This is a genomic window from Aeromonas sp. BIGb0445 (genome assembly GCF_024809075.1).
GTDB lineage: Bacteria > Pseudomonadota > Gammaproteobacteria > Enterobacterales > Aeromonadaceae > Aeromonas > Aeromonas rivuli.
Genome location: NZ_JANUES010000020.1, coordinates 26,056 through 39,856, shown reverse-complemented (window position 1 = coordinate 39,856; position 13,801 = coordinate 26,056). Strand labels below are relative to the sequence as shown.

General features: G+C 60.7%; 10 protein-coding genes. 6 read left to right on the top strand and 4 right to left on the bottom strand.

Annotated elements, in window-relative coordinates; translation table 11 throughout:
- Positions 1 to 295: 295 nt before the first annotated feature.
- From hemG to pepQ, 4 genes are read right to left on the bottom strand one after another with little or no spacing between them, the layout of a single operon-like run.
- Positions 296 to 820, bottom strand: a complete 525-nt coding sequence (gene hemG / locus M2367_RS20315) for a menaquinone-dependent protoporphyrinogen IX dehydrogenase (RefSeq protein WP_042039566.1) — start codon at positions 818 to 820, stop codon at positions 296 to 298.
- A gap of 7 nt (positions 821 to 827) precedes the next feature.
- A complete protein-coding gene (locus M2367_RS20310) occupies positions 828 to 2,285 on the bottom strand; it encodes a TrkH family potassium uptake protein (protein ID WP_042039567.1) in 1,458 nt (485 codons plus the stop codon).
- 36 nt (positions 2,286 to 2,321) lie between these two features.
- The gene (locus M2367_RS20305; RefSeq protein ID WP_259238243.1) at positions 2,322 to 2,939 is read right to left on the bottom strand and encodes a YigZ family protein; all 618 of its coding nucleotides are present in this window, start codon (positions 2,937 to 2,939) and stop codon (positions 2,322 to 2,324) included.
- Entirely contained in the window at positions 2,939 to 4,261 is a 1,323-nt protein-coding gene (pepQ, locus tag M2367_RS20300) for a Xaa-Pro dipeptidase (protein WP_259238242.1), read from the bottom strand. The genes M2367_RS20305 and pepQ overlap by 1 nt, the downstream gene beginning before the upstream one ends.
- A gap of 191 nt (positions 4,262 to 4,452) precedes the next feature.
- Here pepQ and M2367_RS20295 point away from each other — a divergent pair, with 191 nt between their 5' ends.
- The 6 genes from M2367_RS20295 to M2367_RS20270 all read left to right on the top strand — a co-directional run bounded on the left by M2367_RS20295 (position 4,453) and on the right by M2367_RS20270 (position 13,765).
- Complete coding sequence (locus M2367_RS20295) at positions 4,453 to 6,411, top strand: acetoacetate--CoA ligase (protein ID WP_259238241.1); 1,959 nt, start codon at positions 4,453 to 4,455, stop codon at positions 6,409 to 6,411.
- Between the two features lie 291 nt (positions 6,412 to 6,702).
- On the top strand, positions 6,703 to 8,850 hold the full coding sequence (fadB, locus tag M2367_RS20290; protein ID WP_259238240.1) for a fatty acid oxidation complex subunit alpha FadB: 2,148 nt from the start codon (positions 6,703 to 6,705) through the stop codon (positions 8,848 to 8,850).
- A gap of 21 nt (positions 8,851 to 8,871) precedes the next feature.
- Positions 8,872 to 10,035 carry an acetyl-CoA C-acyltransferase FadA gene (gene fadA, locus M2367_RS20285; protein ID WP_259238238.1) on the top strand — a complete coding sequence of 388 codons (1,164 nt, stop codon included), beginning with the start codon at positions 8,872 to 8,874 and terminating at the stop codon, positions 10,033 to 10,035.
- Between the two features lie 254 nt (positions 10,036 to 10,289).
- The gene (locus tag M2367_RS20280) at positions 10,290 to 11,012 is read left to right on the top strand and encodes a response regulator (RefSeq protein ID WP_224431607.1); all 723 of its coding nucleotides are present in this window, start codon (positions 10,290 to 10,292) and stop codon (positions 11,010 to 11,012) included.
- A gap of 67 nt (positions 11,013 to 11,079) precedes the next feature.
- The gene (locus M2367_RS20275) at positions 11,080 to 12,522 is read left to right on the top strand and encodes an ATP-binding protein (protein WP_042039573.1); all 1,443 of its coding nucleotides are present in this window, start codon (positions 11,080 to 11,082) and stop codon (positions 12,520 to 12,522) included.
- Between the two features lie 4 nt (positions 12,523 to 12,526).
- Entirely contained in the window at positions 12,527 to 13,765 is a 1,239-nt protein-coding gene (locus tag M2367_RS20270) for an ABC transporter substrate-binding protein (RefSeq protein ID WP_259238237.1), read from the top strand.
- Positions 13,766 to 13,801: the final 36 nt, after the last annotated feature.

The following is a 13,801-nucleotide window of genomic DNA, read 5'->3' as shown; positions in this document are numbered from 1 at the left end:
AAATTGTTAAAGAGCGTTGCAACGTTTCGTCGCTGCGGGAGTGGCATTCTACTCAACCGCCTTCTCGAGTCAAGCCTTATTTGGTAAGGCTTTTTTCGAGGCACCGACCGGCTTGTTTGCGTTGCCGCTTGCCCTGTCGATGGAGGCGCATTATAGGGAGTTGAAATGCGCTGGCAAGGGGGTTTCTGTAAAAAAGTGTGCTTTTCTAACGATTTCTTGTCGAGTGGCGATTTAACCACCAACTATCGAATAAAAGCCCCGCATCAGCGGGGCCAAGGGCATCAGAAGAGATGTATTAACGCTTTTGCCAGAAGTCGCGAGCAAAGACTCGCACCTTGTCCCAATCGGTAAACTCTATGTCTTTGCTGGTATCAGTGCTGCCACCCGTGACCTTCATGATCAGCTGGATGATGCGGGTCTGCCACCAGTTGTACTTGGAATATTGCAATGCACCGGCAAAAACGCCCAGGTTCTTTGGCTTCCAGGGCGAGCTACGCAGAAACTTCTTCATATAGGCGTTGGTTTGCGGTGTCTGCTTCTCTGGCTTGCGAGCGGTCAGGTTGACGCAGAAGAAGGCCGCATTGGCCACTTCCAGCTGTTCATGGTGAGCGTGGATGAAGCTGAGCAGGCTGGGATGAAAATGGCCATAGCGGATCGATGCACCGATCAACACCTTCTTGAACTTGCTGAGGTTGCACATGGGCAAGCTGTGCAGATCATGCGTGACGACCTCACATCCCGGCATTTCCTCCAGCATGACATCAATGATTTTTCGGGTTTGGCCATCCCGTGAGGAATAAAGCACCAAAATCTTATCCATACCTACCTCAACTACGCCAGAATGCAGGGGTTAACAGTACCAGAAGTGTAAAAATTTCCAATCGACCAAACAGCATGGCGATGATCATGATCCATTTTGCGGCATCCGTGGTGTTGGCGAAATGAGGCGCCACCTCTCCCAGGCCAGGGCCCAGGTTATTGAGGGAGGCCACCACGGCGGAGAACGCCGTCAACTCATTCATACCCGTTGCGATCAAGCCCAGCATGCAAAGGATGAAAATCGTGGCATAGGCGGCAAAGAAGCCCCAGACCGCCTCTATCACCCGCTCGGACAGCGCCTTGTTACCCAGTTTAATCCGGTAGACGGCACGCGGGTGGACGAGGCGCTTCAGCTCTCTCATCCCCTGCAGATGCAGCAACATTAACCGTACTACCTTGATGCCACCGCCAGTACTGCCCGCGCAGCCACCTACGAAGGAGGCAAGCATCAGCAGGATCGGCAGAAACAGCGGCCACTCGGAGAACCCAGTGGTGCTGTAACCGGCCGTGGTCGCAATGGAGACGGACTGGAATAGCGCATGGTCCAGGGTCTCCCCCCAACTGTCATAGCTGACATGACGCATCAACACCAGGAAGCAGATCAGGGTCAGTCCCAGTTGCAAGGCAACAAACACCTTTACCTCGGGGTCCTTCAGATAGACATAGAGGCGCATGGGTCTGTGCGCGAAGGCCGCGAAGTGCAGGGTGAAATTCACCCCGGCAACCATGAGAAACAGCACAGTGATGAGATTGATGGCACTGCTATTGAAGTAGCCGATGCTGGCATCATGGGTCGAGAAGCCGCCGATGGCCACGGTGGAGAAGGAGTGGCAGATGGCATCGAACATAGTCATGCCCGCCATCCAATAGGCCAGGGCACAACTGAGGGTAATAAAGAGGTAGATGTACCAGAGCGCCTTGGCGGTCTCGGCGATGCGCGGTGTCACCTTGTTGTCTTTGACCGGCCCCGGGATCTCGGCGCGATAGAGCTGCATGCCGCCTATGCCAAGAATGGGCAATATGGCGACCGCCAACACTATGATACCCATGCCACCGAGCCATTGCAGCAGTTGGCGATAGAACAGGAAGGCCTTGGGTAACTCATCGAGCCCGGTGAGCACGGTCGCCCCCGTGGTAGTCAGCCCGGAGAAAGATTCGAAGAAGGATTCCGACACGCTCATGTCCGGCACTTCGCCCAGCATGAAGGGCAGAGCCCCCACACTGCCAAGCACAGTCCAGAACAGTACAACGATGAGGAAGCCCTCTTTCGACCTCAGCTCTTTCTTATGATGCCGATTGGGAAACCAGAGCAGCAGGCCAAGCAGCAGGGCGATGAAGAAGGCTCCGACAAATTCGGAGCCGCCCCCATCCCGATAGCCAAAGGCCACCAGAGCGGGCAGCAACATGGTCGAGCTGAACAGCGCCACCAGCAGGCCAACGATGCGGATAATACTCAGAATGTGCATGCAGGCCCCGTCTCGGCAATAAAACAGCGATGGATTCTAGCCATCTATGGGCTGCAGAGATACCCGCCCGTGCGTTCTATCGGTCAGCAGCTGGTTGACCTGCTGCCAATCCGTGCTTGCCCAGTCGACTTCGAGCCGTACCCGCTGGCCGTAATCCGACTGACACACCTGACCATGATGACTCAGCAACAGGGCATCAATTACCCCCATGTCCCCATAGTCACACTCGATGAGCGAGGGGCGCAGGGCTACCTTGTGCCGGGTGGTGAGCGCCTTGAGTGCCATCCCCACCCCACCGCCATAAGCCTTGACCAGGCCCCCGGTACCGAGCAGAACGCCGCCATAGTAGCGCACCCCCACGGCGGCTATCTCGCCGACCCCGGACCCCATCAGTTGCGCCAGCATGGGCTTGCCCGCAGTCCCCGATGGTTCGCCATCGTCGCTGAAACCATACACCTGGCTATCCTTGGGGGCCCCTGCAACGAAGGCCCAGCAGTGGTGGCGGGCCCCCGGGTGGGCTCGGCGTACCGCCTCTATCCAGGCCTTGGCTGCCGCGACCGTCGGAGCATGGGCAAGCAGGGTGATGAAACGGCTCTTCTTGATCTCCTCGCTCACCTCGACCCCTGCCATCGGCACCGGATAACCCGAGTCCATCAGAGCCCGGCCTGCCTGGTGAGATTCTCCACCCCATGGCTGTGCAGCACTATGTTGTCCTCGATGCGGATGCCGCCAAACGGCCGCAGCGCGTCTACCTTCTGCCAATTGACTCGCTTGCCCTGCTCGCTGCCTTGCAGGGGCTCGAGCAGGCTGTCAATGAAGTAGAGGCCGGGTTCTATGGTGAATACCTGGCCTGGCTCCATCACCCGGGTGCAACGCAGGTAGGGGAACTGTTCGGGTGCAGAAAGATGGGTGCCACGCTCATCCTGCATGAAGCCACCCGCATCATGGACCTGCAAGCCGAGGAAATGGCCGAGACCATGAGGGAAGAACACATTGGTGACGCCTGTACCTATCATCTCGTCCACCGACATGTCGACCAGCTCGACCGATTGCAGCAACCGCGCCAGCCTGTGGTGCATCTGCTGATGCAGCTCTGTGTAGCGGCGTCCCGGCTTGATCTCGTCGATGATGGCCTGCTGCTGCTCGTCCATGGCGGTGATCAAGTCGGCAAATTCGCCACGACGCCAGGCCCAGGTGCGGGTGATGTCCGAGGCATAACCGTGGAAATCGACGCCGGCATCGATCAGGAAGGAGTGGCGATCGATATCGGCCACTCGCTGATGGGAGAGCTGGGTATAGTGCAAGATGGCGGCATTGCGGTTGATGGCGACTATGTTGCCGTAGGGCGCCTCATTGGCCCCCTGTCCTACCGCCTTCATATAAGTCAGGTTGACCTCGAATTCGCTCGCCCCCGCCATGAAGGACTCCTTGGCGGCGATGTGACCACGCACCCCGAGCCGGTTCGCCTCGCGCAGACACTCCAGCTCGTAGTCAGTCTTGTAAGCCCGGTGATAATGCAGATAGTTGAGCACGGCCTCTGGATTGGGCTGGGTCAGTCCCAGCAGCCCGGCTATCTCGAGATGTCCCCCCAGATAGGCCCATGTCTGCTTGTCGGCGGGCAGGTGGTCAGCCACCTGTTCCGGTTTGGTCAGGAAACAAATATCGAAGAAATCGACCCAGAAGGCATTGGGCAAGTCCGCCACCTTGTGCCAGAAATCCACCGGTCGATAGAACAACAAGACGGGCTTGCTCACCCCATCCACCAGCAGCCAGCAGTGGGGGTTGTCCAGCACCGGCAGCCAGGCCTTGAAGTGGGGATTCACCTTGAAGGGGTAATCCTGATCATCGAGGAAGATGCGATGGGTCTGACCGGCATGTATGGCCAGACCGCTGAGCCCTTGCTGCTGCAATATGTCGCGGGTACGGCGCTGCAAGGTCTCGATGTGCTGGGCGAAAAGTTGGCTGTAACTGCTCATGGCATCCTGCTCCGACATGGTTGTTAACCCAGCATAACATCAAGCGCGAGGTGCCTCGACCCGTCAACCCTTGGCTTCGTGAGGTAAAGCATGAGTGACAGGACACTTGTTATTAAAAGCAAACTCACCATTAACAAATAAAAAACAATTCAATACACTGCCGGTAGACATATGCAGTCAGGGACTACTCAATGCACAACCGCCGCCTGTGGCAACCGGACCAGGCCAGGATCAGCCAATCCAACCTTCATCAGTTCATGGGCGAGGTCAATCGCTTCCATGGCCTGCAGCTGCACAGCTACGCCGAGCTCTATCAATGGTCGGTGGAGAAGACCACCCGCTTCTGGCCCCTGGTGTGGCAGCACTGTGGCGTCAAGGGGGAGCTTGGCAACATAGTGGCGGAGAACCGCCAGGAGATGCAGCACGCACGCTGGTTTCCGGACAGCCGGCTCAACTTCGCCGAGAACCTGTTGCGTCGCCAGGACGAGAGTCCGGCCATCATCGCCAGCCTGGAAGGCAGCCAGCGCCGCACACTTAGCTGGCGTGAACTGGGGCAGCAGGTCGCCAGTCTGGCTCAGTGGCTGCGGGGTCAGGGCATTGGCAAGGGCGACGTGGTTGCCGGCTACCTGCCCAATATCCCGGAGGCGCTGGTTGCCATGCTGGCCGCCACCAGTCTGGGGGCTATCTGGACCTCCACCAGCCCGGACTTCGGTGAAGCCAGCGTGGTGGAACGCTTCGGCCAGACTCGGCCAAAGGTGCTGTTTGCAGTCGACGGCTATCGCTATAACGGCAAGGCGGTCGATATCCAGGACAAGGTCACCAAGGTGGCCTGCCAGCTCGACAGTCTGGAACATCTCATCCTGATCCCGCTGCTCGGTCTGACGTCGAACCATGCCGGGGCCGACAACCTCCCCCGCCAAGACTGGCATCAGCTACTCGCCAGCCAAGAGGGCGCCAGCCTGCGCTTCGAGCCCATGGCCTTCAACGATCCTCTTTATATCCTCTATTCATCCGGCACCACCGGCAAACCCAAGTGCATAGTGCACGGCATAGGTGGCACCCTGCTCCAGCATCTCAAGGAGCACCAGCTGCACTGTGACATCAAGCCGGGGGAGCGGGTGTTCTACTTCACCACCTGCGGCTGGATGATGTGGAACTGGCTGGCGAGTGCGCTGGCTTCCGGCGCCACCCTGGTGCTCTATGATGGCTCCCCCTTCTACCCCGATGGCAATGTGCTGTGGGATCTGGCCCGGGATGAGCAGGTCAGTCTGTTCGGCACCTCGGCGAAATACCTGGATGCCCTGCACAAGCAGGGCTATGTCCCGATCAATACCCATGACTTGCCGCACCTGCGCCTCATCTGCAGCACCGGCTCTGTGCTGTCGCCGGAGGGGTTTGACTATGTTTATCAGGGGATCAAGCAGGATGTGCAACTGAGCTCCATCTCCGGCGGCACCGACATCTGCTCCTGCTTCGTCATCGGCAACCCCATCAGCCCCGTCTATCGGGGTGAGAGCCAGGGACGCGGCCTGGGGCTGGCGGTACAGGTATTCAACGAGGCGGGCCAAGCGGTACAGGGGGAGAAGGGAGAGCTGGTCTGCACCAAGCCCTTCCCGGCCCAACCTGTCGGTTTCTGGGGTGACGAGAGTGGCGACAAATACCACGCCGCCTATTTCGATCGCTTCGACAACATCTGGTGCCACGGCGACTGGATTGAACTGACCGACACTGGTGGCATCCTCTTTTATGGTCGCTCCGATGCCACCCTCAACCCCGGTGGCGTGCGGATCGGCACCAGCGAGATCTACCGCTACGTGGAGCAGCTCGACGAGGTGGAGGAGAGCATCGTCATCGGCCAGCAGTGGCAGCAGGACGAGCGGGTGGTGCTGTTCGTCAAGCTCAAGCCCGGCCTCACGCTGGACGACCCTCTGCGTGAGCGCATTCGCCAGCAGATCCGCAACCACTGTACCGCTCGCCACGTACCCGCCCGCATCCTGCAGGTGGATGCCATTCCCCGTACCAAGTCCGGAAAAATCGTCGAGCTGGCGGTGCGGGAGGTGGTGCACAACAGGCCCGTCAACAACACCCATGCCCTGGCCGATCCCGATGTCCTGGATCAGTATCGCAACCGACCGGAGCTCGCCTGCTAGGGACCCCAGCCCTGGTTGTTCCGCCAGGAGTACTGGGGCCGAATCCATGGCGACCTTGACCTGCTAGCCAAGTCTATCCTTCCTATCCCCCCGTAGTGGCGCCGTCCTGGCGCCTCTTTTTTTCCTAATGTAGACCCGGATCACGGCCAAGAGCATTTACTCAAACACTGTTAAACAAATGTTTTAAATAGGTGTTGAAATTGTCACTCTTTGGATCAATAGTGAGCCTCGCCCCCTGCTGGGGAGAAAGGAGCCAAGCCCCCCACCGCGTGGGAACAAGGAGACACTCTCATGATCTACCAAGGCGAAACCCTGTCGGTCAGCTACCTCGAACACGGCATTGCCGAGCTGAGGTTTGATGCCCCGGGTTCAGTCAACAAGCTGGATCGCGCTACCCTGCTCTCACTGAGCGAAGCGATCGCCGCATTAAAACAAGAACGTGAACTAAAAGGTCTGATCCTCACCTCCGGCAAAGACGCCTTTATCGTCGGCGCCGACATCACCGAATTCCTGGAACTGTTCAGCCTGCCGCAAGAAGACTTGCTCGGCTGGCTGAAAAAGGCCAACGACATCTTCAGCGCCATCGAAGATCTGCCGGTGCCGACCCTGTCCGCCATCAAGGGCCACGCCCTGGGCGGCGGCTGCGAGACCATACTCTCCACCGATTTCCGTCTGGCTGACACCACCGCCAAGATCGGCCTGCCCGAAACCAAACTCGGCATCATGCCGGGCTTTGGCGGCACAGTCCGTCTGCCGCGCCTTATCGGCGCCGACAACGCCCTGGAGTGGATCACCACAGGCAAGGATGTCCGTGCCGATGACGCCCTCAAGGTAGGCGCCATCGATGCTGTGGTCGCCCCCGCTGCGCTGCAGAGCGCTGCGGTGCAGATGATGAGAGACGCCATCGCCGGCAAGCTGGACTGGCAGGGCCGTCGCGCCGCCAAGAAAGCGCCGCTGCACCTCTCCAAGCTGGAAGCCATGATGAGCTTCACCACAGCCGCCGGCATGGTTGCCGCCGTGGCGGGCAAGCACTATCCGGCGCCCATGACCGCAGTGAAGACCGTCGAGGCCGCCGCCGGCATGAGCCGCGACGAGGCGCTCAACGTCGAGGCGCAAGGTTTCATCAAACTGGCCAAGACCGATGTCGCCAAGGCGCTGGTCGGCATCTTCCTCAACGATCAGCACATCAAGGCGCTGGCCAAGAAGGCCGCCAAACAAGCTGCCAAGGCCACCAGCCACGCCGCCGTACTGGGTGCTGGCATCATGGGGGGCGGCATCGCCTACCAGTCCGCCAGCAAGGGTATTCCGGCGGTGATGAAGGACATCAACGAGAAGGCGCTGGCGCTGGGCATGGGCGAAGCCACCAAGCTGCTCAACGGCCAGCTCGAGAAGGGCCGCATCGACGGCATCAAGATGGGCCAGGTGCTCTCCGCCATCACCCCGACCCTCAGCTATGACAGCGTCAAGCACGTGGATCTGGTGGTCGAAGCCGTGGTCGAGAATCCCAAGGTGAAGGCAGCCGTGCTGGGCGAAGTGGAAGCCGTTCTCGGCGACGACGCCGTGCTCGCCAGCAACACCTCCACCATTCCCATCTCCCTGCTGGCCAAGGGGCTGAAGCGCCCCGAGAACTTCTGCGGCATGCACTTCTTCAACCCTGTGCACCGCATGCCACTGGTGGAGATCATCCGCGGCGAGCAGACCAGCGATGACACCATCAACCGGGTGGTGGCCTATGCCGCCGCCATGGGCAAGTCCCCGGTGGTGGTCAACGACTGCCCGGGCTTCTTCGTCAACCGCGTGCTCTTCCCCTACTTCTTCGGCTTCAACAAGCTGGTCGCCGATGGCGCCGACTTCGCTGCGGTCGACAAGGTGATGGAGAAGGAGTTCGGCTGGCCCATGGGCCCCGCCTATCTGCTGGACGTGGTCGGCATCGACACCGGTCACCATGCCGGTGACGTCATGGCGCAGGGCTTCCCGACGCGCATGAGCAAGGAAGGTCGCACCGCCATCGATGTGATGTACGACGCCAGCCGCTTCGGTCAGAAGAATGGCAAGGGCTTCTACGCCTACGAGCAGGACAAGAAGGGCAAGCCGAAGAAGGTGGCCGACGCCGCTGCTTACGAGCTGCTGACCCCCATCGCCAAGCCGAAACAGGATTTCGACAAGGAAGCCATCATCGCCCGCATGATGATCCCCATGATCAACGAGGTGGTGCTCTGCCTGGAGGAAGGCATAGTCGCCACCCCGGCGGAAGCGGACATCGCGCTGGTCTATGGGCTGGGCTTCCCTCCCTTCCGTGGCGGCGTGTTCCGCTATCTGGACACCATAGGTCTGGACGCTTACGTGGCCCAAGCCGACCAGTATGCCGACTTGGGCCCGCTCTACCGCGTCAGCGACCGCTTGCGTGAGATGGCCGCTCAGGGCAAAACCTTCTACTGATTGCGCAAAGGAGATCCATTCATGAAAGACGTAGTCATTGTCGACTGTATCCGGACCCCCATGGGCCGGTCCAAGGGCGGGGCCTTTCGCAACGTGCGTGCAGAAGATCTCTCCGCGCACCTGATGAGCTCCATCCTGCTGCGCAACCCCAACCTCGACCCGAACGAGATCGAGGACATCTACTGGGGCTGCGTGCAGCAGACCCTGGAGCAGGGCTTCAACATCGCCCGCAACGCCGCCCTGCTGGCCGGTATTCCCAAGCAGGTGGGCGCCGTCACCGTCAACCGCCTGTGTGGCTCCTCCATGCAGGCGCTGCATGATGCTTCCCGCGCCATTCAGGTGGGTGATGGGGACATCTTCATCATCGGCGGCGTCGAGCATATGGGCCATGTACCCATGAGCCACGGGGTCGACTTCCACCCCGGCATGGCCAAAACGGTGGCCAAGGCCTCCGGCATGATGGGGCTGACCGCCGAGATGTTGGGCAAGCTGCACGGCATCAGCCGAGCGCAGCAGGACGAGTTTGCCGCCCGCTCCCACCGCCGCGCCTATGCCGCTACCGTGGAAGGGCGCTTTGCCAAGGAGATCGTCGGACTGGAAGGCCACGACGCCAGCGGCGCCCGCTTCTTCTATGACTACGACGAAGTGATCCGCCCGGAGACCACGGTCGATGTCCTGAGCCAGTTGCGCCCGGTGTTCGACCCGGTCAACGGTACCGTCACCGCTGGCACCTCCTCGGCCCTGTCCGACGGTGCCTCCGCCATGCTGCTGATGAGCGCGGATCGTGCCAAGGCGCTGGGGCTGACCCCGCGCGCCCGGGTGCGCGCCATGGCCGTCGCTGGCTGCGACGCCGCCATCATGGGTTACGGCCCTGTGCCTGCGACCCAGAAGGCGCTCAAACGTGCCGGTCTGACCATGGCTGACATCGATCTGGTCGAGCTGAACGAAGCCTTTGCCGCCCAGTCACTGCCCTGTGCCAAGGATCTGGGTCTGCTCGAGCAGATGGATGAGAAGGTGAACCTGAACGGCGGCGCCATCGCCCTGGGCCACCCGCTGGGCTGCTCCGGCGCCCGCATATCCACGACGCTCATCAATCTGATGGAGGAGAAGGATGCCACCCTGGGTCTGGCGACCATGTGTATCGGTCTGGGCCAGGGCATAGCGACCGTGTTCGAGCGAGTGTGATGTAAAGCAGACAGCACGCCCGGGGCCACCCGGGCGCCATGAGTAAGTAGCGTCCGGCGGCGCCATCACACGGGATGGCGTCCAGCAGTCGGAACCATGCGCTTGGCCGCCCCGTTTGGGTCGGCCTTTTTTCGTTTAATGCGGCCAAACGGTGGCGATAATGCCCCTAACCTCACATTAGATAGGGGGTTTGCTTGCTTTTTGCCCCCCCGACAGGTTCAATCTGCACAAAAAATGGGTGGATGCACATACATATGTCAACGAGCAAACAACTGCTGATCGTCGATGACGACCAAGAGATCCGTGAACTGCTCAACGAATACCTGACCCGGGCCGGCTTTCAGGTGTTGACGGCAGCGGAGGGCAACGAGATGCGTCAGCAGCTCAGTCGTCATAGCCCGGACCTGATCATACTGGACATCATGATGCCCGGTGATGACGGCTTTACCCTCTGCCAGCAGATCCGCCGCGACTCCCAGGTGCCCATCATCATGCTGACCGCCGCCTCCGATGAGGCGGATCGGGTGATCGGCCTCGAACTCGGTGCCGACGACTACATCGCCAAGCCGTTCAGCCCGCGCGAGCTGCAGGCCCGCATCAAGGCGCTGCTGCGCCGCGCCGAGTTCCGTCAGCCGGCAAAAGAGAAGGAGCCGAGTCGCCGTTTGCAGTTCGCCGAGTGGACCCTGGACACCCTCAGCCACCAGCTGACCCACGAGGATGGCAGCCTGCTGGATCTTTCCGGCAGTGACTTCGTGTTGCTCAACATGTTTTTGCAGCAGCCGGGCCAGGTACTGGACAGAGATACCATCTCCGACGCCACCCGTGGCCGCGAGAGTCTGCCGATGGAACGCGGCATCGACGTGCAGATCAGCCGCCTGCGCCAGAAGCTGGGTGACAACGGCAAGAGCCCGCGCATCATCAAGACCATACGCGGCAGCGGCTACATGCTGATCGCCGAAGTGCACGAGTTGCCATGAGGGGTGCTCTGGCCCCTGCGCCGCGATCCGCCTCCCTGGCGGATCGCGCGTCTCTTGGAATGACGTCATGATGGGTCAACTCTGGCGGGTGCTGGTGCCCCGCTCCCTGCTATCGCGCATGCTGCTATTGCTGCTGCTCGCCATCCTGCTCTCCCAGACCATACTCACCGGCATCTGGATGCAGCAGATCCAGAAGCGGGAGCTGGAAGGCATGCTCAGCACCACTCGCAACCTGGCCCTGTCGGCGGCCTCGACCGTCAACTTCTTCAAGTCCCTGCCCCTGCAATATCGCCATATTGCCCTGGATCAGCTGCGCAACATGGGGGGCAGCCGCTTCTTCGTCTCATTGAACGAAGAGGAGATAAAGATCAGCGCCATCCCGGACAGCGAGCGCAAGACGCTGGTGCTCAGCGAGGTGCAGGGGGTGCTCAATCGCAAGCTCTCCGATGCCATGGTGATCAAGGTGGATTTCTCCCGCCCCGATGACCTCCATGTGTTCAACAACGACACCCTGCTGGCGGATTTGCCCTCCTCCTGGGCCCGCTACACCCTCTCCCTGGAACCCATCAACCCGCCGGTGCTGGTGACCCAGATCGAGATAGAGCCGGGTGAGTGGCTCTATCTGGCGGCGCTGTTGCCCGCCCCCTACATGACCCTCGACGATACGGTGATGCCGAGCAACCAGGTGCGCTTCATCGCCCTGATGACGGTGTTTCTCTGCTTCTTCACCTTCTTGCTGGTGCGCTGGCAGACCCGGCCCCTGCGCCGTCTCGCCAAGGCGGCAGTCAACCTCGGCAAGGACATCGATCAGCCCCAGCTCAAGGAGGAGGGGGCCTCCGAGATAGTGGCGGCCACCCGCGCCTTCAACATCATGCAGCATCGCATCCGTCGCTATATCGATGACAGGGAGCGGCTGTTCAGCTCCATCTCCCACGATCTCAAGACCCCCATCACCCGGTTGCGGCTGCGGGTCGAACTGCTCGATGACGAGACCCAGATCGCCAAGTTCAACAAGGATCTGGACGAGCTGGAGTTGATGGTGAAGGGGGCGCTGCAGACCGTCAAAGAGACCGACATCCACGAGAACATCGAGCTCATCGACGTCAACGCCATGTTGGAGCAGATGGCCGAGGCCATGAACCTGCACGAGGAGCGCCTCATCATAGAGGGCCAGTGCAAGTGGCCTTATCGCGGCAAGTCGCTGGCCCTCAAGCGCTGCATCGGCAATCTGGTGGACAACGGCATCAGATACGGCCAACAGGTACGCATCATCGTCATGGATGACGAGGAGATGCTGATCCTGTTCATCCTGGACCAGGGTCCCGGCCTGCCGGAAGATCAGTTTGAGCGCATCTTCGAACCCTATGTCCGGCTCAGCCAGGATCAGGCTGGTACTGGCTTGGGGCTGGGTATTGCCCGCAACATAGCCCACGCCCATGGCGGCGATCTGGTGCTGGAAAATCGTCCCCAGGGCGGCTTGCAAGCCACCCTCTCCCTACCAAGGCAATGATCCCATGAAGTGGCTTTCTCTCTCTCTGTTCACTCTGGTCTCCCTGCCAGCACTCGCCTCCCAGGTCGAGGTCCTGCACTGGTGGACCTCCGGCGGCGAGGCCAAGGCGGTGACCGAACTCAAATCCGAGTGGGCGGCCCTTGGCAATCAATGGAATGACTTCGCCGTCCAGGGTGGTGGCGGCAAGAGCGCCATGACGGTATTAAAGAGCAGAGCCCTGGCCGCCAACCCGCCAGAGGCGGCGCACCTCAAGGGTTATGAACTCAAGGAGTGGGCCGGGCTCGGCTTTTTGCGCGACCTCAGCCCCATGGCCGAACACCTCGGCTGGTACCCGCAGTTGCCTCCCATGGTGCGCGAAACCCTGAGCCAGAACGGCGCCTTGATGGCGGTGCCAACCGGCATCCATCGCGTCAACTGGCTGTGGCTCAACCGCAAGGTGTTCGAACGCCTCGATCTGACCCCACCGACCGACTGGAGCCAGTTCATGGCGGTGGCCGAGCAGCTCAAGGCGCAGGGCATCACCCCGCTCGCCATAGGCAATGAGCCCTGGCAGCTGGCGGTGCTGTTTGAGGCGGTGGCGCTGGGCGAGGGCGGAGTAGACTTCTATCGCAACGCCTTCCTCAAACAGGATGAGGCGACCCTGACCGGCCCTGACATGGTGAGGGTGCTGTCGCGCTTCCACCAGCTGCGCGCCTATGTGCCGCAACGCTTTACCGGCCTGAAATGGCACCTGGCCACCGGCCAGCTGGAGACCGGCGAGGCCGCCATGCAGATCATGGGGGACTGGGTGAAGGGGGAGCTGAGTGCTGGCAACTACCGACCGGGGGAAGATATCGAGTGTCTGCCGAGCCCCGGCAGCCAGGGGCTGTTCAGTTACAACCTGGACTCCATCGCCATGTTCAAGCAGCGGGATCCTGCTCAGACCCAGGCCCAGGGGGAGCTCGCCAGGTTGCTGATGACGCCCCACTTCCAACAGACTTTCAACCGGATAAAGGGCTCTATCCCGGCCCTGATCCAGCCGGACATGAGCCAGTTCGATCGCTGCGCCATCAAGGCGTACCGGGATTTCAAGATTGCGGAACAGAATGGCACCCTGCTACCCAGCATGGCGGAAGGCATGGCCACCCCGACCAACATGCGTCAGGCCATCATGGATGTGCTAAGCAACTACTTCAACGATGGCCGGGCCAATGCCGAGCAGACGGCCCTGCACCTGGCCCGGGCGATCCGCTCGGCGCGCTAGATACCAGCAGACATAAACAAGGCGAGCCATGCTCGC